Origin of the sequence: Kitasatospora sp. NPDC057738, from assembly GCF_042798815.1 — a bacterium.
GTDB lineage: Bacteria > Actinomycetota > Actinomycetes > Streptomycetales > Streptomycetaceae > Kitasatospora > Kitasatospora lactacystinica.
Genome location: NZ_JBHVJT010000092.1, coordinates 1 through 21197, shown reverse-complemented (window position 1 = coordinate 21197; position 21197 = coordinate 1). Strand labels below are relative to the sequence as shown.

The following is a 21197-nucleotide window of genomic DNA, read 5'->3' as shown; positions in this document are numbered from 1 at the left end:
GGGGTGGCGGCCCGGGGCGCGGGTCCGTCGGGGTCGTTAGGCTGGCTGGCGCCCCGACCGGCCGGGGCGTACGGCGAGAGAAGACGGAACCTTGCTCCAGGACATCGAGCGCTACCTGGCCTGCCCGCACTGCGCGCAGGCCCTCACCCGGCACGACCGCAGCCTGCGCTGCCCGGCCGGGCACAGCTTCGACCTCGCCAAGCAGGGCTACGTCAGCCTCCTCGCCGGCGACGCCCACACCGGCACCGGGGACACCGCCGAGATGGTCGCGGCCCGCGCGGACTTCCTCGCCGCCGGGCACTACCGGCCGATCGCCGAGGCGCTGGCGCGGGCGGCCTCCGCCGTCGTCGCCGGTGAGCCCGGCGGGCTGGTCGCCGACCTCGGCGCCGGCACCGGCCACTACCTGGCGCACGTCCTGGACGCCCTGCCCGGCACGGTCGGCGCGGCCCTGGACATCTCCAAGTTCGCGCTGCGCCGCGCCGCCAAGGCACACCCCCGGATCGGCGCCGTGGTGTGCGACGCCTGGCGCCCGCTGCCGCTGCGGGACGCCTCGGCCGAGCTGATGCTCAACGTGTTCGCCCCGCGCAACGGGCCCGAGATCCGCCGGGTGCTGCGCCCCGGCGGCACCTTGCTGCTGGTCTCGCCGACCGCCCGCCACCTGCGCGAACTCGTCGACGCACTAGGCCTGTTGTCGGTGGACGAGGAGAAGCAGCGGCGGATCGACGAGAAGCTCGGACCGTACCTGGAGCCCGCCGGGCGGCGGGAGGTCGAGTTCACCCTGCGGCTCGGCCCGCAGGACGTGCGCACCGTCGTCGGCATGGGGCCGAGCGCCTGGCACACCGATCCGGAGCGGCTCGGTGCCGCGCTCGCGGAACTGCCGGAGCCGGTCGAGGTGACGGCCTCGGTGACGGTGGCCGCGTACCGGCGCTGAGCGCCACGTTGGGATGAATCTGCCGCGCAGGCACGTTTCTTCCGGTCGGCCTGCGGCTAACGTCCGACAGGTGAACCGCGACGCCACCAGGCCCGCAGGGCCGTCCCACCTCCGAACGGGCGCCCCACGGCCCGACCGGCCGCCCGTGCCGCGCCCCACCGTCGAGGAGCTCCGGCTCACCTCGTTCAAGTCCTACCGGCGCGCCGTGCTGCCGCTCGCGCCCCTCACCGTGCTGCACGGGCCCGCCGGGGTCGGCAAGTCCAACGCCCTCGATGCGCTGGCCGTGCTCTCCCGGCTCGCCCTCGGCGAGGAGATCGCCGACTCGCTGGACGGGCTGCCCGACCGCACCGGTCCGCTCGCCGAGGCCGTCCGCGGAGGCCTGGACGGGTGCGTGCCGCACGGGCGGGACGCGATCATCCTCGGCTGCACCGTCCGCTCGCCGCACGGCCTGATCCGGCTCGACGTGGTGATCCGCACCGACGGCCCGGTCCGGATCGCCCGGGAGTCGCTCACCCTCGACGGCCGGACCCTGATGGACACCGGGGAGCAGGACGTCCGCAACCGGCGGGTCAACGTCTGCTGGCACAACGACACCCGCCAGGGCGACATCCGGGCGCCGTTCCCCAGCGGCACGATGATCACCGCGCAGCTGCCGCTGCGGGTCGCGGGCTCGTCGGCCGGCGAGTGCCTCGTCCTCGCCGCCACCGAGGACCTGCTCACGGCGCTGCGCGAGGTCTTCCCGCTGCACCCCGTCCCCGCACTGATGCGCGGCTGGGCCCGCGCCGACCCGCAGGCCCGGCTGCGCGGCAACGCCGCCAACATCTCCGCCGTCGTCGCCCGGCTGAGCAACGAGTGCCCGCGCCGGTACGGGCAGCTGCTGCGCGCGGTGCAGTCCGCCGCGCCGCACCCGCTGCTCGGGCTCACCCTGGCCGAGCGGGAGAGCGCGGGCGTGCGGAAGGTCCTCGCCGTCTTCGACGAGGGCGTCCTCGGACGCACCGGGGCCGACCAGGCCTCCGACGGCATGCTGCGCCACCTCGCCTTCGCCGCGGTGCTGCTGACCGGGGCCGGGGTGCTCGACCTCGACGTGGCTGCCGAGGTGCCCTGGGCGCACCGGCAGCTCACGGTGCTGGCCGAGGACCTGGGCGCGGGGCTCTCCGCGGAGCAGGCCGCCACACTGCTGCGGCTGGCCCGGGACATGGCGGAGCGCCGCCAGCTGCGGGTGGTCGCGGCCCTGCAGGAGCCGGCGGCGGCGCGGGAGGTCCTGGGCGGCACGCCCGGGGGCGGGATGGTGCTGGTGGAGTGCCGGCGGGATCCCGACTCGGGGTTCACGGTGCTGCGGACGGAGACGGCGCGGGTGCCGGTCCAGGGCGGGCGCGGGGAGGCGGCGGGGGAGGCCGGGGACGCCGGGGGTGGGGCCGGCGACGGGGCCGACGACGGGGCCGCGGCGGGCGCGGGCCGGTCGGCGGCGGGGTTGACGGAGGGGCCGGCGGGGGCGTCGGAGGGGCCGGCCGGGCTCGCGGGAGCTCCGGCCGGCAGCGGGGCGTTTCCGGTGGACGGTGGGGCGGCGGGTCTTGATGCGGTAGACCTGGAGGGGTGAGCGAACGAGTGACGGGGCCGGCGGAGCCCACCGTTGAGGCCTTGCGGCAGCGGCTGGTGGACTTCGCGGCGGCCCGGCGGTGGGAGCCCTTCCACACCCCGAAGAACCTGGCGGCGGCGTTGAGCGTGGAAGCGGGGGAGCTGCTGGAGATCTTCCAGTGGCTGACGCCCGAGCAGGCCGGCGCGGTGATGTCCGACCCGGACCGCGCGCACCGGGTGCACGACGAGGTCGCGGACGTGCTGGCGTACCTGCTGCAGTTCTGCACCGCGGTCGGGGTGGATCCGCTGGAGGCCCTGGCGGCCAAGATCGAGCGGAACGAACTCCGCTTCCCGGCGCCGGAGGGCGCGGTCGACAGCGGTGAGCACGCGGTCGCCGGCGGGGAAAACGCGGTCGGCGGCGGTGAACACGCGGTCGGCGCCGATGAAAATGTGCTCGGCGTCAACTCGGACGTGGACGACCAACCCTTGTGAGGGAAGGAATTCATCCACAGCCCCCGACTTTTCCACAGCTTCTGACACCGTGGATGCGCGTCCGCGCTCTTCCTCGCACGCTTTCGCCGTGACCAGCCGTCACCCCTCGGACCGCCCCTCCCGGCGGCCCGGGTCGACGGCGACAGCGAGCGAGGGGAGCGGTGGCCATGGAGGCGCTGCGACTGATCAAGACGGCCCGGCACGCCCTGGCCGAGGCCAGGCACGTACCGGACGTGCTGGCCGAGGCGCGGCAGGCCGCGCTGCTCACCGAGGCGGTGGGCGCCAGGCTGGCGGAGTCGGAGGACGAGGAGCTGACCGGGCTGGGGCAGCAGCTGTCCGAGGCCGGGGCGCACGCGGCGGTCTGCCTGGACCGCTCCGTCGTCCGGGCCGCCCTGGTGAGCGGGGGCCGGGCCGCGCGGCTCACCGACCTGGGGGACTTGGCGCCGGCCCTGGGGGCGCTGGACGGATTGCTCCGGGACGTCGGCGAGACGCTGGTGGTGCTCGCCTGCGGGGCGGACACCGAGAGCCTCTACTGGACGTGCATCGACGGTGTGGACGCGGTGTCGGAGTGCAAGGACCTCACCGTACGGCTGCGTGAGGCGGCGGTCCGGGCCGGGGAGGCGCAGCCCGCGGCGCTCGGTGGGGCCGAGCGGGAGCGGGAGCAGGTCGGCGGCGGGGCGCCGTTACTGGTGGTCCGGCTCGGCCCGCCGGGCGACACCGCTCCGTCGGGCGGTAGCGGCGCCGGTGCCGGGAGCCGCGGCGGCTCGCCCTCCGGCGGCGGCCCGCCCGGTGAGGGCGGGCCGGCCGAGGAGGAACCGGTGGAGGGCTACCGGGTGCCCTGCGTGTCCGAGGTCTCGGAGGTGTCCGTGCCGGTCGGGTAGGCGGTGGAGTCGGCGCTCCCGGGGACGGAGCCCTGGAGTTCGGCGAGGTCCGCGGAGACGGAGGCGAGCAGTTCCTGCATCTGCTCCAGCAGGCTCTTGGGGCTGGCGGGTCCGGCCGAGGTGCCGTCGGCCGAGCCCGTCGGGCTGCTCGGGAACTGCGGCGTGGCAGATGGTTCGGACATGACGGGACCTCTTCGCATCGGTGGTGCGGTGTGGAGCGGCCGACGGTGGCTCGGACCGCACGGCGGGAGGCGGCAGTCGCCCGCCACCGGGGCACCCACCCCCGCCGTAGCACCCAACGAACCGCTCCGGACGCCGTCACCCGGACACCACCCGATGCGGTCCAACTCCGCTGAGGGGTAAGCCTCCCGGGTGAGCCGGGGTTGCCGTCGCGGTGCCGCCTCGGCTAGGCGCGGAACGGCCCCGGGCGCGTTGCGGAGCGGGCCCCGGGCGTCGCGGAGCGGGGATGCGACCGATGATGCGGAGCGCGGCGTGGTCGACATGCCCGGACAGGAGCCGGGGATGAACCGGGACGACCAGGGGGAGAACCCACCCCTTGCCACTCTCAACGTATAGCGCACGGGGGGTCTTGCGGCAAGGCCCCCGTGCTGGCGCACAATCGCAGGCCTCAGATCGGAGCTGATGCCATGAACAGCCGGACCACCAGTGCGTTCGACCTTCCCGCCCGCCTCGCCGCCAAGGCCGACCCGGCACTGATCGGCGAGGACGAGCGGCACTTCGCGGCCGTCGCGGAGAGCCTGGAAGAGGCGATCACTGGCCTGTCCGGCCGCCTCGACGCGCTGCGCCGCGCGCCGGGCGGCCTCGGCCGGGAGGCGATGGACCGGGACATCGAGGTGCACAGGCTGACCGGTCGGCTGCGCGCCCTGCGCCGCTTCGGCCTGGACCTGTGCCTCGGCCGGGTCGTCCTCGCCGACGACCCGGAGCCGGTCTACATCGGGCGGCTCGGCCTCACCGACAGCGCGGGGCGACGGCTGCTGGTCGACTGGCGCTCGCCCGCGGCCGAGCCGTTCTTCGGGGCCACCCACGCCGATCCGATGGGCCTGGTGAGCCGGCGCCGGTACCGCTGGACCGGTGGCCGGATCGCCGACTACTGGGACGAGGTGTTCACCGCCGAGGCCCTGGAGGGGCACGCCGCGCTGGACGACCAGTCCGCGTTCATCGCCGGCCTGGGCGGCGGCCGGTCGGCCCGGATGCGGGACGTGCTGGCCACCATCCAGGTCGACCAGGACGCCATCATCCGGGCCGGCTCCCGGGGCGCCCTGGTGGTGGACGGCGGCCCGGGCACCGGCAAGACGGTCGTCGCCCTGCACCGCTCCGCGTACCTGCTCTACTCCGACCCCCGGCTCGGCCACCGGCGGGGCGGGGTGCTGTTCGTCGGCCCGCACCAGCCCTACCTGGCCTACGTCGCCGACGTCCTGCCGAGCCTCGGCGAGGAGGGGGTGCGCACCTGCACCGTGCGGGACCTCGTCGCCGAAGGGGCGAAGGCCGGGGCCGAGGCCGACCCGGAGGCGGCCCGGCTGAAGTCCTCGGCCGACATGGTGAGGGCGATCGAGAAGGCCGTCCGGTTCTACGAGGAGCCGCCCACCGAGGGGCTGGAGGTCACCACCCACTGGGCCGACCTCTGGCTGAGCGCCGAGGACTGGTCCGACGCGTTCGACGCGCCGGACCCGGGCACCCCGCACAACGAGGCCCGCGAGCAGATCTGGGAGGAGCTGGCCACGATCCTGATGCACAAGCTGGACGAGGACGAGGGGGTCTCGCCCGAGCTGTTCCGCCGGTCGCTGCGGCAGGACCGGGAGCTGGTCGAGACGCTCAACCGGGCCTGGCCGCTGCTCGACGCGGCCGAGCTGGTCGGCGACCTCTGGTCGGTGCCCGCCTACCTGCGGATGTGCGCGCCCTGGCTCGCAGCCGAGGACGTCCGCAGGCTCCAGCGCAAGGACGCGCCCCAGGCCTGGACGGTGTCCGACCTGCCGCTCCTGGACGCGGCCCGGCAGCGGCTGGGCGATCCGGAGGCGGACCGGCGCCGGCGTCGGCGGGAGGCCGCGGCCGCCGCCGAGCGCGCGCGGATGGCCGACGTCATCGGCGACCTGCTGCAGGCCGACGACGACGGCGAGGGCGCGGTGACGATGCTGCGCGGCCGCGACCTCCAGGACACCCTGGTCGACGAGACGGCCCTGCCCGTCGCCGACCCGGAACCGCTCGCCGGGCCGTTCGCGCACATCGTGGTGGACGAGGCCCAGGAGCTGACCGACGCCGAGTGGCAGATGCTGCTGCTGCGCTGCCCGTCCCGGAGCTTCACCATCGTCGGGGACCGGGCGCAGGCCAGGCACGGCTTCACGGAGTCCTGGCAGGAGCGGTTGGAGCGGATCGGGCTCGACCGGACCACGGTGGCCTCGCTGAGCATCAACTACCGGACACCGGAAGAGGTCATGGCCGAGGCCGAGCCCGCGATCCGGGCCGCGCTGCCGGACGCCAACGTGCCGACCTCCGTCCGCAGCAGCGGCATCCCCGTCGTGCACGGGTCGGTGGCGGAGCTGGACGCCGTCCTGGACGGCTGGCTCGCCGACCACGCCGAGGGGATCGCCTGTGTGATCGGCGCCCCCGGGTTCGAGGCGCGGCCGCGGGTCCGGTCGCTGACCCCGGAGCTGTCCAAGGGACTCGAGTTCGACCTGGTCGTCCTGGTGGATCCGGAGGCGTTCGGCGGTGGGGTCGAGGGTGCGGTCGACCGCTACGTCGCGATGACCAGGGCCACCCAGCGGCTGGTGGTCCTCAGGAGTTCGTGAGCCGGCGGCGGCGAAGGGAGCGGGTTGCGGAAGGAGGGAGCGGAGGGGCCGAAACGCACATCGCCCGGTCGGGTGACGCGAGTGTCGGGCGACGGCTGAGGGAGGCCGGACTGGGGCGATGGACGAGGAGGAACCGCTGGCGTCGTGGGCGGCCAGGTGGGAGCAACGGCTGTGGCCGGTCGGGCAGTTGCGGGCCGTACGGCTGATGGACGGGCGGCAGCGGGGCGCCCATGTGGCGCCGGGCGAACCGAGGCTGATCGTGCGCTGGGACGGCTACCAGTGGCTGCCGGAGACGGTGGCCGAGGACTACGCCGCCGCTCAGCGGATCCTCCACGGCATCGAGGGCGGCGGCGCACCGCGGCCCGGGCGCTCGGTGCGGCGGCCGAGGAAGGCACCGGGGCGCCACCGCAAGCCCTGAGGTCCGCACGGGTGGGCCGCTCCACCCGCGGCCGGATCCCACCCGCGGCCGGACGCCGGAGACGGAACGGACGCCGGGGACGGGAACGGACGCCGGGACGGGAGCGGACCCCGAGGCGCGAGCGGCCCCGGGACACGAGCGGGGCCCGGCGCCGCCCGGCGCCGGACCCCGACAGTCGCTGCCCGCAGGTCAGTTGTGGGCGTGCAGGTCGGCGTTCAGGCCGCCCCAGGAGCCGGAGCGGGCGATGACCTCGACCGCGCCGCTCTGCGAGTTGCGGCGGAACAGCAGGTTGTCCTGGCCGGACAGCTCGACGGCCTTGGCCACCGTGCCGTCCGGGGTGGTGACCCGGGTGCCGGCGGTCACGTACAGGCCGGCCTCGACCACGCAGTCGCTGCCGAGCGAGATGCCGATGCCCGCGTTGGCGCCGAGCAGGCAGCGCTCGCCGACCGAGACGACCTGCTTGCCGCCGCCGGACAGGGTGCCCATGATCGAGGCGCCGCCGCCGATGTCGCTGTGGTCGCCGACGACGACGCCCGCGCTGATCCGGCCCTCGACCATGGAGGTGCCCAGGGTGCCGGCGTTGAAGTTGACGAAGCCCTCGTGCATCACGGTGGTGCCGACGGCCAGGTGCGCGCCGAGCCGGACGCGGTCGGCGTGGGCGATGCGCACACCGGTCGGGGCGACGTAGTCGGTCATCCGCGGGAACTTGTCGATCCCGTACACGGCCAGCTGGCCGCCCTGGGCGCGCACGGCCAGGCGGGCCTGCTCGACCTTGTCCACCGGGACGGGGCCGATGCTGGTCCACGCGACGTTGGCCAGCAGGCCGAAGACGCCGTCCAGGTTCTGGCCGTGCGGCTTGACCAGACGGTGGCTGAGCAGGTGCAGCCGCAGGTACACGTCGTGGGTGTCGAGCGGCTTCTCGTCCAGCGAGGCGATGGTGGTGCGCACGGCGACCACCTCGACGCCACGGCGCGCGTCGGCGCGCAGCGCCTCGGCCGCGCCGGCGCCGAGCTCGGCCTCGGCCTGCTCGGCGGTCAGGCGGACGGTGCCGGCCGGGCCGGGCTCGGCGGCCAGCACGGGGGCGGGGAACCAGGTGTCGAGGACGGTGCCGTCGGCGGCGATGGTGGCCAGACCGGCGGCCACGGCGCCGTTCGCCGGGGAGGTGGATTCGAGCGAGGTGGATTCAGCAGTCACACCGTGCACGTTAACCAATGCGGGGCCCCGGTGCCGAACACGCCCGCCGGGCGGACACACCCGTCGGACCTGCTGGTCGGCGGTCCGCGGGGCGGGAAAACCCGGTGCTCGCCGCCCCGGCGCTGGGCAATACTTCAGCGGGTGTTCATGTCGATCTCCACCACCGGCAGCGCCGAGGACCCGGCCGCGGACCTCGGGTTCCTGCTGCACAAGCACCCCGACAAGGTCCAGCGGTTCACCACGTCGCACGGCGAGGCGCACGTCTTCTACCCCGAGGCGGGGGACGAGGTCTGCACCGCGGTGCTGTTGCTGGACATCGACCCGATCGCACTGGTCCGCAAGGGCCGGGGCGACGGCAGGGGGCGCGGCGGCTCGCCCGACTTCGCGCTCTCCCAGTACGTCAACGACCGCCCGTACGCGGCGTCCTCGCTGCTCGCGGTGGCGCTGCGGACGGTGTTCCGGTCCGCGATGAAGGGCGCCTGCCCGGCCCGGCCCGAACTGCCCGGGCGGGCCCGTCCGCTGCGCATCGACCTGCCCGCCGTGCCCGCCAACGGTGCGGGTGACGGCGGCGGCCCGGCCCTGGTGGTCCGGCTGTTCGAACCGCTGGGCTGGCAGGTCGAGGCGACGGCCATCCCGCTGGACGAGTCGTTCCCCGAGTGGGGCGAGTCCCGCTACGTGCGGATCGCGCTCTCCTCCGGAACGGTACGGCTCGCCGACGCGCTCCAGCAGCTGTACGTGCTGCTGCCGGTGCTGGACGGTGCCAAGCACTACTGGGTCGCCCCGGACGAGGTGGACAAGCTGCTCGCCGCCGGCCAGGGCTGGCTGGCGGCGCACCCGGAGCGCGCCCTGATCACCCGCCGCTACCTGGCCCGGCGCTGGTCGCTGGCCCGGGCCGCGATGGAGCGCCTGGAGCTGGCCCGGCTGGCGGAGGCCGACGACCGCGAGGTCGAGGAGATCGACAACGCGGTCGACGACCGGCCCGAGGAGGAGGTCGGGCCCGGGGCGGAGGTCCGGGCCGAGGAGGAGGTCGGGGAGCAGTCGGAGCCCCGGCAGCCCTCCCTCGCCGAGCGGCGCCGCGCCGCGATCCTCACCGCGCTGCGTGAGAGCGGTGCCGCCCGTGTCGCCGATCTCGGTTGCGGCCAGGGCGAGTTGATAGGCGAGCTGCTCAAGGACCCCCGGTTCACCGGGATCCTCGGCGTGGACGTCTCCGTCCGGGCGCTGCGGGCGGCGAGTCGTAAGCTGGGCCTGGAGCGGTTGCCGGAGCGTCAGGCGGCCCGGGTGGCGCTGGTACAGGGAGCGCTCACCTACACCGACGCACGGCTCAAGGGCTTCGACGCGGCGGTGCTGTGCGAGGTGATCGAGCACCTGGACCTGCCGCGGCTGCCCGCGCTGGAGTACGCGGTGTTCGGCGCCGCCCGGCCGAGGACGGTCGTGGTCACCACGCCGAACGCCGAGTACAACGTCCGCTGGGAGAGCCTGCCGGCGGGCGCCGTCCGGCACGCCGACCACCGCTTCGAGTGGTCCCGGGCCGAGTTCCGCGCCTGGGCCGGGAAGGTCGCCGCCGCGTACGGCTACACCGTGGAGCTGCGCCCGGTCGGCCCGGAGGACGAGGAGGTCGGCGCCCCGACCCAGCTGGCCCTGTTCACCGCGACCACGACGCCCGAAGGAGGCGAGCCCCGATGACCGATGACACGACCGACACCCCTGGCGACGACCAGGGCCAGGACCACGCGGAGAGCACCACCCCCCGCCGCCTCCCCGTCACCGACGTCTCCCTCGTCGTCCTGATCGGCACCAGCGGGGCGGGCAAGTCCACCTTCGCCCGTCGCCACTTCCTGCCCACCCAGGTGATCTCCTCCGACTTCTGCCGGGGCCTGGTCGCCGACGACGAGAACGACCAGTCCGCCTCCGCCGAGGCCTTCGACGTCCTGCACTACATCGTCGGCAAGCGCCTGGCGGCCGGCCGGCTGACCGTCGTGGACGCCACCAACGTCCAGCCCGAGGCCCGCCGTCAGCTGGTCGCGATCGCCCGCGAGCACGACGTGCTGCCGATCGCGATCGTCCTGGACGTCCCGCCGGGGGTGTGCGCCGAGCGCAACCGCTCCCGCCCGGACCGTCGGCTGCCGGCCCACGTGATCCCCCGCCAGCACCGCGAGCTGCGCCGTTCCCTCCGGGGTCTGGAGCGAGAGGGCTTCCGAAAGGTGCACGTCCTGCGCGGCGAGGCCGAGGTGGCGGCGGCCGGGGTCGAGCTGGAGAAGCGCTACAACGACCTGCGCCACCTCACGGGCCCGTTCGACATCGTCGGCGACATCCACGGCTGCCGCTCCGAGCTGGAGACCCTGCTGACCAGGCTCGGCTACACCCTCACCCGGGACGCCGGGGGCCGCCCGGTGGACGCCGCGCACCCCGCGGGCCGCACCGCCGTCTTCGTCGGCGACCTGGTCGACCGCGGCCCGGACACCCCGGGCGTGCTGCGCCTGGTGATGGGCATGGTGGCGGCCGGCCACGCGCTCTGCGTGCCGGGCAACCACGAGAACAAGCTCGGCCGGGCGCTGGACGGCAAGAAGGTCAACGTCGCCTACGGCCTCCAGGAGTCGCTGGACCAGCTGGCCGGGGAGAGCGAGGAGTTCCGGGCCGAGGCCCGCGCGTTCATGCGCGGCCTGGTCAGCCACTACCTGCTGGACGGCGGCGCCCTGGTGGTCTGCCACGCCGGCCTGCCGGAGAGGTACCACGGCCGCAACTCCGGCCGGGTCCGCTCGCACGCGCTGTACGGGGAGACCACCGGCGAGACCGACGAGTACGGCCTGCCGGTGCGCTACCCGTGGGCGGAGGAGTACCGGGGCCGGGCGCTGGTGGTCTACGGCCACACCCCGGTGCCGTCGGCGAGCTTCGTCAACAACACCGTCTGCCTGGACACCGGCTGCGTCTTCGGCGGCAGTCTGACCGCGCTGCGCTACCCGGAACGCGAGCTGGTGAGCGTCGAGGCCGAGCGCGAGTGGTACGCCCCGGTCCGCCCGCTGATCACCGACGCGCCGGGCGCCCGCGAGGGCCGTCCGCTGGACCTCGCCGACGTGGCCGGGCGCCGGACCGTCGAGACCGGGCTGCACGGGCGGGTGGCCGTGCGGGAGGAGAACGCGGCCGCCGCGCTGGAGGTGATGAGCCGCTTCGCGCTGGACCCGCGGCTGCTCGCCTACCTGCCGCCGACGATGGCGCCGAGCGCCACCTCCCGCCGGGAGGGCTACCTGGAGCACCCGGAGGAGGCCTTCCTCGGCTACCGGGCGGACGGCGTGCGGCACCTGGTCTGCGAGGAGAAGCACATGGGCTCGCGCGCGGTGCTGCTGGTCGCCCGGGACGGGGCCGCGCTGGAGCGCCGCTTCGGCGTGGCCGGCCCCGGCGCGATCTGGACCCGGACCGGCCGTGCCTTCCTCGCCGACGAGGAGTTGACCGGCGCCGTGCTCGACCGGGTCCGGGCGGCCGCCGAGCGTTCCGGGCTGTTCGAGGAGCTGGGCACCGACTGGCTGCTGCTGGACGCCGAGCTGATGCCCTGGTCGCTGAAGGCGGTGGAGCTGCTGCGCCGCCAGTACGCGGCGGTCGGCGCGGCGGCGGGCGCCGCCCTGCCGGAGGTGCTGTCCGCGCTGGAGCGGGCGGCCGGGCGGGGCCTGGACCTGGCCGGTCCGACCGCCCGCCAGCGGCAGCGCGCGGCCGACGCGCGGGCGTTCACCGAGGCGTACCGGCGCTACTGCTGGCCGACCGAGGGCCTGTCGGGCATCCGGCTCGCGCCGTTCCAGCTGCTCGCGGCCGAGGGGGCGAACCTCGCGGTGCGCCCGCACGACGAGCACCTGGCCTGGATCGACCGCCTGGTGGCCGCCGACGCGCCCGATGGGCCTGGCGCGTCCGACGGGCCTGGCGCGCCCGACTCCGCCGACGGCACGGAGCACCAGGAGCGCCCGGAGCCCCGGAGGGAGCCGGTGCTGCACCGCACCCGCCGGATCCTGGTGGACACCGAGGACGAGGCCTCGACGGCCGCGGCCACCGCCTGGTGGGAGGAGCTGACCGCGGCGGGCGGTGAGGGCATGGTGGTCAAGCCGCTGGCCTCGCTGGTGCGCACCTCGCGCGGCGAGGGCCGGCCGGGCGGCCTGGTGCAGCCCGGCGTGAAGGTGCGCGGCCGGGAGTACCTGCGGATCATCTACGGTCCGGACTACACCGAGCACCTCGACCGGCTGCGCCTGCGCGCGCTGGGCCACAAGCGCTCGCTGGCGCTGCGCGAGTACGCGCTGGGCCTGGAGGCGCTGGACCGGCTGGCGGCGGGGGAGCCGCTGTGGCGGGTGCACGAGCCGGTCTTCGCGGTGCTCGCGCTGGAGTCGGAGCCGGTCGACCCGCGGCTGTGAGGGTGGCGCCGGAGGAGGGGAGCTCCCCGTGGGCTCCCCTTCTCCGGCCCGCCTCTGTATAGAAATTCCGAGCATCGTATAGACTTGCCGCTTTCCCGTAGTCCCGTCACCCCAGGAGCCCGGCATGGCCTTCAACCTCCGGAACAGGCACTTCCTCAAGGAGCTCGACTTCACGCCCCAGGAGTTCCGCTTCCTGGTGGACCTCGCCGCCACGCTCAAGGCGGCGAAGTACGCGGGCACCGAGCAGCCCCGGCTGCGCGGCAAGAACATCGCGCTGATCTTCGAGAAGACCTCCACCCGCACCCGCTGCGCCTTCGAGGTCGCCGCCCACGACCAGGGCGCCACCACCACCTACCTGGACCCCGCGGGCTCGCAGATCGGCCACAAGGAGTCCATCAAGGACACCGCGCGGGTGCTCGGCCGGATGTTCGACGGCATCGAGTACCGCGGCCACGGCCAGGAGGTCGTCGAGGAGCTGGCCGAGTACGCCGGCGTCCCGGTCTGGAACGGCCTGACCGACGAGTGGCACCCCACCCAGATGCTGGCCGACGTGCTCACCGTCACCGAGCACACCGCCAAGCCGCTGTCCGAGGTCGCCCTCGCCTACCTCGGCGACGCCCGCTCCAACATGGGCAACTCGCTGCTGGTCACCGGCGCCCTGCTCGGCATGGACATCCGGATCGTCGCCCCGCGCGCGCTCTGGCCCACCGAGGAGGTGCAGAAGTCGGCGCAGGCCCTGGCCGGGACGACCGGCGCCCGGATCACCCTGACCGAGGACGTGGCCGAGGGCGTGGCCGGTGCCGACTTCCTCTACACCGACGTCTGGGTCTCGATGGGCGAGCCCAAGGAGGTCTGGACCGAGCGGATCGAGCTGCTCAAGCCGTACCAGGTCTCCATGGACACCGTCCGGGCCACCGGCAACCCGGACGTGAAGTTCCTGCACTGCCTGCCCGCCTTCCACGACCTCGGCACGGTGGTCGGGCGGCAGATGCACGAGGCGACCGGCATGACCGAGCTGGAGTGCACCGACGAGCTGTTCGAGTCGGCGCACTCCATCGTGTTCGACCAGGCCGAGAACCGGCTGCACACCATCAAGGCGGTGCTGGTCGCGACCCTGGGCTCCTGACCGGCCCTGACTGGCCCCGACCCGACCCGGCCCGAAGGCCGCGGAGGCCGCCGGGCCGGGGCCGGCTCGGCTCGGCGCCCGGCCTCAGCCGTCCAGCTTGACGCAGGCCACCCGGTCGCCCGCCGCGTGCGGGCCGGCCGGGGTGCCCGCGTGCAGCACCAGCGAGCGGGCCTCGCCCGGCCGCGGCTGCCAGGCCACCGCGGTGCTGGCACTGCCCGCGCCCCGCCCGTCGGTGCGCAGCACCAGCCGCAGCTCGTTGCGCTCGTTGGCGTACACCGGGTCGCTGGACGGCTGCACCGGGTCGACCTCGTCCTGGTAGTGCGGCCCGGAGGAGGCCGGGTCGGCCCCGCAGCCTCCGGTGTGCAGGTGCACCGGGAACTCGTGGCCGGGGGCGAGCCCGGAGGCCGTCAGGGTGAGCACCGTCCGCCCGGGCAGCGAGCGGTCGGTGACGATCCGAACGTGCGAGCCGTACGGCACCAGGTCGCTGGCGTAGCTGATGGCGGTCGGCGGGACGAAGGCGGTGGCCGGGTCGAAGTCGGCGTCGACGACCGAGACCGGCGAGGTGGCGGGGACGAGCAGGGCCAGTGGCAGCAGGGCGGCGGCGAGCGGAGCGGTCATCGGGACGGGGCCTTCCACGGGCGGGGCGGGGGTCGCCCTGCTAACGCGGCCGGGGCTCCGAGGACACCCGGCCCGTGGCGGCTCAGTCGCGCCGGATCCCCCGGATCTCGCAGCGCGGCCCGCTGGCCCGCATCAGCCGCAGATCGGCGGTGACCAGCGGCACCCCGTACCGCTCGGCGACCGCGACGTACGCGGCGTCGTCCGGGGTGAGGTTGTCCTTGAGCTCCCAGATCCGGCCGAGCAGCGGCGCCACCTCGACCTTGCGGATCGTCACCGCCGCGAGTTCCCCGGTGAGTTCGGCGACCCGTTCGGCGGTCAGTTCCTTGGCCAGGTAGAGCCCGCGCAGCGACTGCATCACCTCGATGACTATGTGCTCGGGCGCCACCCATTCGCCGCCGGAGGCGAGTTCCGCGCGGGCCCGGATCCCGCGCGGGCCCTGGTCGGCGAGCGCCAGTACCAGCGCGGATGCGTCCACCACGATCATCTGTCGGCCCCTGCCCGTTTCCGCACGTCGAGTCACCGGCCACGGTACCGGGGCGGCCCGCGGGCGCGTCCCGCGGATCCCTGTCGTCCCCTCACGCCCCGTGACGAGGTGGGCGCCGTGCCTGCCCCGCCCGGCCGGATGCCGGGGCCCGGAAGCCGCCTCACGGGCGGGGGCGGGGCGGGGACGGGGCGGCGGTCAGGACAGGATCAGCAGGCCGGCCAGCAGCGAGGCGGCGTTGGCGGTGCCGGCGGCGAGCCAGGGCAGCGGGTCGCGCGGGCGGAGCCCAACGAGCGGGCGCAGCAGCAGCGCCTCGACGGCGCAGACCGCGGCCTCGCCGAGCGTGAAGCCCGTCCAGTACGCTGCCGCCGGCCCGTCGGTCCAGTGCCGGAGGGTCCACCAGAGCAGCGGGTGCGTCACCAGGTTGACCAGGACGGCTGCCGCTTCCTCCCGCCCGGGTCGGACCCGCCCGACGCGGACGAGGGCGGCCGTGTAGATGGGCGTCTCGGTCAGCAGGGTCAGGGCGAGGGCCACCGGGTAGCGCACGGCGGGGATCGTGCCACGGAGAGGGGGAGCATGGCGACCACGAGCGCGGGCGCGACCACGGGCGCCACCGGCGCCACCGGCGTCCCCGGCGCCCCCGGAACCGCAGGCACCGCAGGAACCGGGGGAGCCGCCTGGCCCGCGCCCGGCCCGGCCGCCCGGCCCGGCGTCGCGCCGTTCGCGGGCTTCGCCCTGTCGGCCGTCCTCGCCCTGGCACTGGCGCTGCGGGCGCCGACCGGCCTGGCGGTGCTGGGCCTGGCCGTCTTCGGCCTGCTGCACAACGTGCTGGAGCTGCGCTACGTGGCCGGCCGCTTCGCCGCCGTGCTGACCGGCCCGCTGCTGCGGCTGCTGCTGGCGCTGGTGACCGGCATCGTGCTGTGCCGCCTGCTGCCGCCTTCGCGGGCCGCCCAGTCGGCGGAGATCCTGCTCGCGTACGGCCTGCTGGCGGCGGCCTGCCGGTACGGGCTGCGCGGCCGTCCCCGGCTGCTGCTCGCGGGCGTGGTGCTGCTGGGGGTGGCCGGCGCGGCCTCGCTGGCGTTTCCCGCGTACCACTTCGTGGGGCTGGCCCATCTGCACAACGTGGTGCCGCTGCTGTTCCTGGCCGAATGGTCGCGCCGGCTGGCGCGGGGCCGTGCGGCGTTCCTGGTGTTGCAGTCGGCCTGGGTGCTGCTGGTGCCGGCCCTGTTGTTGAGCGGTCTGCTGGACGGGCTGCTGTCCCAGCGCCCCGGTGGCTGGACGGACCGGCTGGCGGCGGCGTACACCCCGCCGGCCCTGCTGACGCCGCAGGCGGGGCTGCGCTTCCTGGCGGTGTTCGCCTTCCTCCAGTCGATGCACTACGTGGTCTGGGTGTGGTTCCTGCCGCGGTACGCGCCGGAGGCGGCGGAGCGCTTCGACGCCCGGGTGCCGGGGCTGCGCGGGGTGCGGCCCTGGGGGCTGGGCGCGGTCCTGGGGCTGCTGCTGGCCCTGTTGTTCGCCGTGGATTACACCCGGGGCCGGTCGGTGTACGCCGCGTTGGCGAGTTACCACGCCTATCTGGAGTTCCCGGTGCTGCTGATGCTGGTTCTGGGCCCGGGAGTGAACCGGGCGCGAACGGAGGAGGAAGAGTGACGACGATCCGGCTGGCCGACATCGCCCCCTCGCCGACCGGCGGTTCCGGTGGTGAGCTTGTGGTGGTGCTGCTGGTGGCGGCGGCTGTCGTGGCGGGTGCGGTGTGGCTGATCAGGCTGGAGCGCAAGCGGCGCGGCCCGGACGACCGGTGAGCCACGGCATGCACTATGGTTTATCTCGACATCGAGATAACTGCCCTTTACGATATATCTCGACATCAAGATACTTGCCGAGAGGCGCTCGCCGGCGGTGCGGGCAAGGTCAGCCTAAGTAAGGGTGACCTTACCACCGCGTGACGGCCGGATATCGCACGAAGCACCCAGAAGGAGTCAGTCGTGTCCGCGAACAGCTTCGACGCCCGCAGCTCGCTGCAGGTGGGCGACGAGTCGTACGAGATCTTCAAGCTCTCCGCCGTCGAGGGTTCCGAGCGGCTGCCGTACAGCCTCAAGGTGCTGCTGGAGAACCTGCTCCGCACGGAGGACGGCGCGAACATCACCGCCGACCACATCCGCGCCCTCGGCGCCTGGGACGAGAACGCCCAGCCGAGCCAGGAGATCCAGTTCACGCCGGCCCGCGTGATCATGCAGGACTTCACCGGCGTGCCGTGCGTGGTCGACCTCGCCACCATGCGCGAGGCCGTCAAGGAGCTGGGCGGCGACCCGGCCAAGATCAACCCGCTGGCCCCGGCCGAGCTGGTCATCGACCACTCGGTCATCGCCGACAAGTTCGGCACCAAGGACGCGTTCACCCAGAACGTCGAGATCGAGTACGGCCGCAACAAGGAGCGCTACCAGTTCCTGCGCTGGGGCCAGACCGCCTTCGACGAGTTCAAGGTCGTCCCGCCGGGCACCGGCATCGTCCACCAGGTGAACATCGAGCACCTGGCCCGCACCGTCATGGTCCGCGGCGGCCAGGCCTACCCGGACACCTGCGTCGGCACCGACTCGCACACCACCATGGTCAACGGCCTGGGCGTGCTGGGCTGGGGCGTCGGCGGCATCGAGGCCGAGGCCGCCATGCTCGGCCAGCCGGTCTCCATGCTGATCCCGCGCGTCGTCGGCTTCAAGCTGACCGGCGAGCTGCCGGCCGGCACCACCGCCACCGACCTGGTGCTCACCATCACTGAGATGCTGCGCAAGCACGGTGTGGTCGGCAAGTTCGTCGAGTTCTACGGCGACGGCATCGGCTCCATCCCGCTGGCCAACCGCGCCACCATCGGCAACATGTCGCCGGAGTTCGGTTCGACCTGCGCGATCTTCCCGATCGACGCCGAGACCATCAACTACCTGAAGCTCACCGGCCGCGACGAGCAGCAGCTCGCCCTGGTCGAGGCGTACGCCAAGGAGCAGGGTCTCTGGCACAACCCGTCGCACGAGCCGGTCTACTCCGAGTACCTGGAGCTGGACGTCTCCACCGTCGTCCCGTCGATCTCCGGCCCGAAGCGCCCGCAGGACCGCGTGATCCTGGCCGAGGCCGCCGAGCGGTTCGCCGAGGCGCTGCCGACCTACTCCGCCGAGGCCTCGAAGCCGACCGCCGTCACCGCCCCCGACGGCTCGTCCTACGAGATCGACAACGGCGCGGTCGTGATCGCCTCGATCACCTCCTGCACCAACACCTCCAACCCCTCCGTCATGCTGGGCGCCGCCCTGCTGGCGAAGAAGGCCGTGGAGAAGGGCCTGCACGTCAAGCCCTGGGTCAAGACCACCCTGGCGCCCGGCTCCAAGGTCGTCATGGACTACTACGAGAAGGCCGGCCTGCTCCCGTACATGGAGAAGCTGGGCTTCAACCTGGTCGGCTACGGCTGCGTCACCTGCATCGGCAACTCGGGCCCGCTGCCCGAGGAGGTCTCGGCCGCCGTCAACGAGGCCGACCTCGCGGTCGTCTCGGTGCTCTCCGGCAACCGCAACTTCGAGGGCCGGATCAACCCGGACGTCAAGATGAACTACCTGGCCTCCCCGCCGCTGGTGGTCGCCTACGCCCTCGCCGGCAACATGAACATCGACATCACCAAGGACGCCCTGGGTCAGGACGCCGACGGCAACGACGTGTTCCTCGCCGACATCTGGCCGTCCGAGCAGGAGGTCGCCGACACCGTCGCCGGCTCCATCGACGAGGCCATGTTCGACAAGGGCTACCAGGACGTCTTCGCCGGTGACCACCGCTGGCAGTCGCTCCCGGTCCCGACCGGCAACACCTTCGAGTGGGACGCCGAGTCCACCTACGTCCGCAAGCCCCCGTACTTCGAGGGCATGGCCAAGACCCCGAGCCCGGTGACCGACATCGCCGGCGCCCGCGTCCTGGCCAAGCTGGGCGACTCGGTCACCACCGACCACATCTCCCCGGCCGGCAACATCAAGCCGGGCACCCCGGCGGCGCAGTACCTGACCGCCAACGGTGTCGAGAAGCGCGACTTCAACTCCTACGGTTCCCGTCGTGGCAACCACGAGGTGATGATCCGCGGCACCTTCGCCAACATCCGCCTGCGCAACCAGATCGCGCCGGGCACCGAGGGCGGCTACACCCGCGACTTCACCCAGGCCGACGCGCCGGTGTCGTTCATCTACGACGCCTCGCAGAACTACCAGGCCGCCGGCACCCCGCTGGTCGTCCTGGCCGGCAAGGAGTACGGCTCCGGCTCGTCCCGCGACTGGGCCGCCAAGGGCACCGCGCTGCTGGGCGTCAAGGCCGTCATCGCCGAGTCGTACGAGCGCATCCACCGCTCGAACCTGATCGGCATGGGCGTCCTGCCGCTGCAGTTCCCGGAGGGCGAGAACGCCGAGTCCCTCGGCCTGACCGGCGAGGAGACCTTCTCCTTCACCGGCGTGACCGAGCTCAACGAGGGCCGCACCCCGAAGACCGTCAAGGTCAAGGCCGGTGACGTCGAGTTCGACGCGGTCGTGCGCATCGACACCCCTGGTGAGGCGGACTACTACCGCAACGGCGGCATCCTGCAGTACGTGCTGCGCTCGCTCATCGGCTGATCAGGTTCATCAACTGACCGGGCTCATCGGCTGACCGGGCACGGCGGCCGAGTCCCGCACGGGCCCGAGGAGGGGCCGGACCGCACATCGCGGTCCGGCCCCTCTTTTGCATGCTGCACCGACCGGGCCCGCCCCCTTGTGCGGTGAACGGCAGATGGACTAAACCTCTCTCTCATCTGGTCCAGACCATTTGACGTCGCTTCAGAGAACAGGTCCGGTATGCCCACTCGCGCCTCAGCCCTGCTCGCCGCCGCCACCGTCGCCGCGCTGCTCGCCGCCCCCGCCACCGCCAACGCCGCCGACGGACGGCACGGCCCGAAGCTGAAGGGCCAGCGGGTCGGCTACTTCACCCAGTGGGGCGCCGACAGCTCCGCCAAGCGGGTCCAGGAGTCCGGCCAGGCGGCCAGGCTCACCGTCATCAACTACGCCTTCGGCAACGTCTCCGCCGAGGGCACCTGCTTCGAGAGCGACGAGGCCGGCCAGGGTGACGCCCACAACGACTACCAGCGCTCCTTCTCCGCGGCCGAGTCGGTGGACGGCGTGGCCGACGCCCCGGGCCAGAAGCTGAAGGGCCACTTCAACCAGCTGCGCAAGCTCAAGGCGAAGAACCCCCAGCTGCGCACGGTGATCTCACTGGGCGGCTGGAGCTGGTCCAAGTACTTCTCCGACGCGGCCGCCACCCCCGAGGCCCGCAAGAAGTTCGTCTCCTCCTGCATCGACCTCTACCTCAAGGGCGACGTGCCGGTCCTGGCCGGCTCCCCGGAGGGCGGCAAGGGCGCGGCCGCGGGCGTCTTCGACGGCATCGACGTCGACTGGGAGTACCCGGGCGGCGGCGGGGACGCGGGCAACGTGGTCCGGCCCGAGGACGGCCGCAACTTCACCCTGCTGATGCAGGAGTTCCGCGACCAGCTGGACGCCCTGAGCGGCAGGAAGGGCAAGCACTACCTGCTGACCGCCGCCGTGGCCGCCAACGAGACCGTCGCCGACCGGCTCGAACTGCCCCGGCTCAGCGAGTCGATGGACTGGCTGAACGTGATGACCTACGACCTGCACGGTCCGTGGGAGGGCAAGGGCCCGGCCAACCACCAGGCCAACCTGTACTCCGACCCGACCGACCCGGACCCGCGCCGGCGCAGCGCCGACACCGCCGTGACGCACTACCAGGAGCGCGGGATGCCCTCCGAGCAGCTCGTCCTCGGCGCCCCGCTGTACGGCCACGGCTGGACCGGCGTCGCCCCCGGCAAGCGCGGCGGCCTCTTCCAGAGCGCCACCGCGGCCGCGCCCGACCACTCGTACCAGGAGATCAACGCGCTGCCGGGCAAGGTCTACCTGGACCGTGACCACGGCGCGTCCTGGAAGTACGACGGCACCACCTTCTACAGCTACGACACCGCCGAGGTGCTCACCCAGAAGGCGCGGTACACGCGCTGGAACGACCTGGCCGGGGTGATGGTCTGGTCGCTGGACGGCGACGACGCCCAGGGCAGCGCGATCGCCGCGCTGGACCGCGGTCTGCGCCGCGACTGACCGCCCCGCATCCGGGGCCGCCGCGGACGCACCCGCGGCGGGCCCCGCCACGCCGTCGGCTGCGCCGTCCGAGCGCGCCCCCACCACGCCATGCCCTCCCGTCCGTCGCCGGCTCAGCGAAACTCCTGCAC

General features: G+C 73.8%; 17 protein-coding genes and 1 pseudogene. 13 read left to right on the top strand and 5 right to left on the bottom strand.

Features of this window, described 5'->3' with window-relative positions; all coding sequences use genetic code 11:
* Window positions 1-91: 91 nt before the first annotated feature.
* The 4 genes and pseudogenes from ACFVGO_RS34815 (at window position 92) to ACFVGO_RS34800 (ending at window position 3879) form a co-directional block, all read left to right on the top strand.
* Entirely contained in the window at window positions 92-931 is an 840-nt protein-coding gene (locus ACFVGO_RS34815) for a putative RNA methyltransferase (RefSeq protein WP_359909934.1), read from the top strand.
* A gap of 145 nt (window positions 932-1076) precedes the next feature.
* Entirely contained in the window at window positions 1077-2528 is a 1452-nt protein-coding gene (locus ACFVGO_RS34810; RefSeq protein WP_380636133.1) for an AAA family ATPase, read from the top strand.
* Between the two features lie 8 nt (window positions 2529-2536).
* Window positions 2537-2872 (top strand): annotated as a pseudogene (locus ACFVGO_RS34805) (nucleotide pyrophosphohydrolase); the annotation flags it as partial.
* Between the two features lie 293 nt (window positions 2873-3165).
* Window positions 3166-3879, top strand: a complete 714-nt coding sequence (locus ACFVGO_RS34800; protein WP_359909940.1) for a DUF6099 family protein — start codon at window positions 3166-3168, stop codon at window positions 3877-3879.
* On the opposite strand, the gene ACFVGO_RS34795 is transcribed toward ACFVGO_RS34800, so the two are convergent.
* A complete protein-coding gene (locus tag ACFVGO_RS34795) occupies window positions 3825-4061 on the bottom strand; it encodes a hypothetical protein (protein ID WP_359909944.1) in 237 nt (78 codons plus the stop codon). The genes ACFVGO_RS34800 and ACFVGO_RS34795 overlap by 55 nt on opposite strands.
* 465 nt (window positions 4062-4526) lie before the next feature.
* Here ACFVGO_RS34795 and helR point away from each other — a divergent pair, with 465 nt between their 5' ends.
* Window positions 4527-6683, top strand: coding sequence for an RNA polymerase recycling motor ATPase HelR (gene helR / locus ACFVGO_RS34790; RefSeq protein WP_380636131.1), 2157 nt, complete (start codon window positions 4527-4529; stop codon window positions 6681-6683).
* A gap of 118 nt (window positions 6684-6801) precedes the next feature.
* Window positions 6802-7101 carry a DUF6087 family protein gene (locus ACFVGO_RS34785; protein ID WP_380636129.1) on the top strand — a complete coding sequence of 100 codons (300 nt, stop codon included), beginning with the start codon at window positions 6802-6804 and terminating at the stop codon, window positions 7099-7101.
* 189 nt (window positions 7102-7290) lie between these two features.
* Here the strand turns inward: ACFVGO_RS34785 and dapD are convergent, their stop codons facing one another.
* Window positions 7291-8295, bottom strand: a complete 1005-nt coding sequence (gene dapD, locus ACFVGO_RS34780) for a 2,3,4,5-tetrahydropyridine-2,6-dicarboxylate N-succinyltransferase (RefSeq protein ID WP_359909952.1) — start codon at window positions 8293-8295, stop codon at window positions 7291-7293.
* A 141-nt stretch (window positions 8296-8436) separates the two neighbouring features.
* Between dapD and ACFVGO_RS34775 the strand changes: the two genes are divergently transcribed.
* From ACFVGO_RS34775 to argF, 3 genes are all read left to right on the top strand, one after another.
* On the top strand, window positions 8437-9978 hold the full coding sequence (locus tag ACFVGO_RS34775; protein WP_380353507.1) for a 3' terminal RNA ribose 2'-O-methyltransferase Hen1: 1542 nt from the start codon (window positions 8437-8439) through the stop codon (window positions 9976-9978).
* The gene (locus tag ACFVGO_RS34770) at window positions 9975-12683 is read left to right on the top strand and encodes a polynucleotide kinase-phosphatase (RefSeq protein ID WP_380636127.1); all 2709 of its coding nucleotides are present in this window, start codon (window positions 9975-9977) and stop codon (window positions 12681-12683) included. Before ACFVGO_RS34775 ends, ACFVGO_RS34770 begins: the two co-directional genes overlap by 4 nt.
* Before the next feature lie 124 nt (window positions 12684-12807).
* A complete protein-coding gene (gene argF / locus ACFVGO_RS34765) occupies window positions 12808-13809 on the top strand; it encodes an ornithine carbamoyltransferase (protein WP_359909961.1) in 1002 nt (333 codons plus the stop codon).
* 84 nt (window positions 13810-13893) lie between these two features.
* On the opposite strand, the gene ACFVGO_RS34760 is transcribed toward argF, so the two are convergent.
* The 3 genes from ACFVGO_RS34760 to ACFVGO_RS34750 all read right to left on the bottom strand — a co-directional run bounded on the left by ACFVGO_RS34760 (window position 13894) and on the right by ACFVGO_RS34750 (window position 15454).
* The gene (locus ACFVGO_RS34760) at window positions 13894-14427 is read right to left on the bottom strand and encodes a superoxide dismutase family protein (protein WP_380353516.1); all 534 of its coding nucleotides are present in this window, start codon (window positions 14425-14427) and stop codon (window positions 13894-13896) included.
* An 82-nt stretch (window positions 14428-14509) separates the two neighbouring features.
* Window positions 14510-14911 (bottom strand): type II toxin-antitoxin system VapC family toxin, encoded by a 402-nt coding sequence (locus ACFVGO_RS34755; RefSeq protein ID WP_380353518.1) that lies wholly within the window; start codon window positions 14909-14911, stop codon window positions 14510-14512.
* A gap of 195 nt (window positions 14912-15106) precedes the next feature.
* Window positions 15107-15454: a hypothetical protein gene (locus ACFVGO_RS34750; RefSeq protein WP_380636124.1), complete on the bottom strand. Its 348-nt coding sequence runs from the start codon at window positions 15452-15454 to the stop codon at window positions 15107-15109.
* Window positions 15455-15484: 30 nt separating this feature from the next.
* Here ACFVGO_RS34750 and ACFVGO_RS34745 point away from each other — a divergent pair, with 30 nt between their 5' ends.
* From ACFVGO_RS34745 to ACFVGO_RS34730, 4 genes are all read left to right on the top strand, one after another.
* Window positions 15485-16558, top strand: coding sequence for a hypothetical protein (locus ACFVGO_RS34745; RefSeq protein WP_380636122.1), 1074 nt, complete (start codon window positions 15485-15487; stop codon window positions 16556-16558).
* A complete protein-coding gene (locus ACFVGO_RS34740) occupies window positions 16555-16710 on the top strand; it encodes a hypothetical protein (protein WP_359909976.1) in 156 nt (51 codons plus the stop codon). The genes ACFVGO_RS34745 and ACFVGO_RS34740 overlap by 4 nt, the downstream gene beginning before the upstream one ends.
* A 183-nt stretch (window positions 16711-16893) precedes the next feature.
* Complete coding sequence (gene acnA, locus ACFVGO_RS34735; RefSeq protein WP_359909979.1) at window positions 16894-19539, top strand: aconitate hydratase AcnA; 2646 nt, start codon at window positions 16894-16896, stop codon at window positions 19537-19539.
* Between the two features lie 219 nt (window positions 19540-19758).
* Window positions 19759-21066, top strand: a complete 1308-nt coding sequence (locus ACFVGO_RS34730) for a glycoside hydrolase family 18 protein (RefSeq protein ID WP_380636119.1) — start codon at window positions 19759-19761, stop codon at window positions 21064-21066.
* The last annotated feature ends 131 nt before the right edge of the window (window positions 21067-21197 follow it).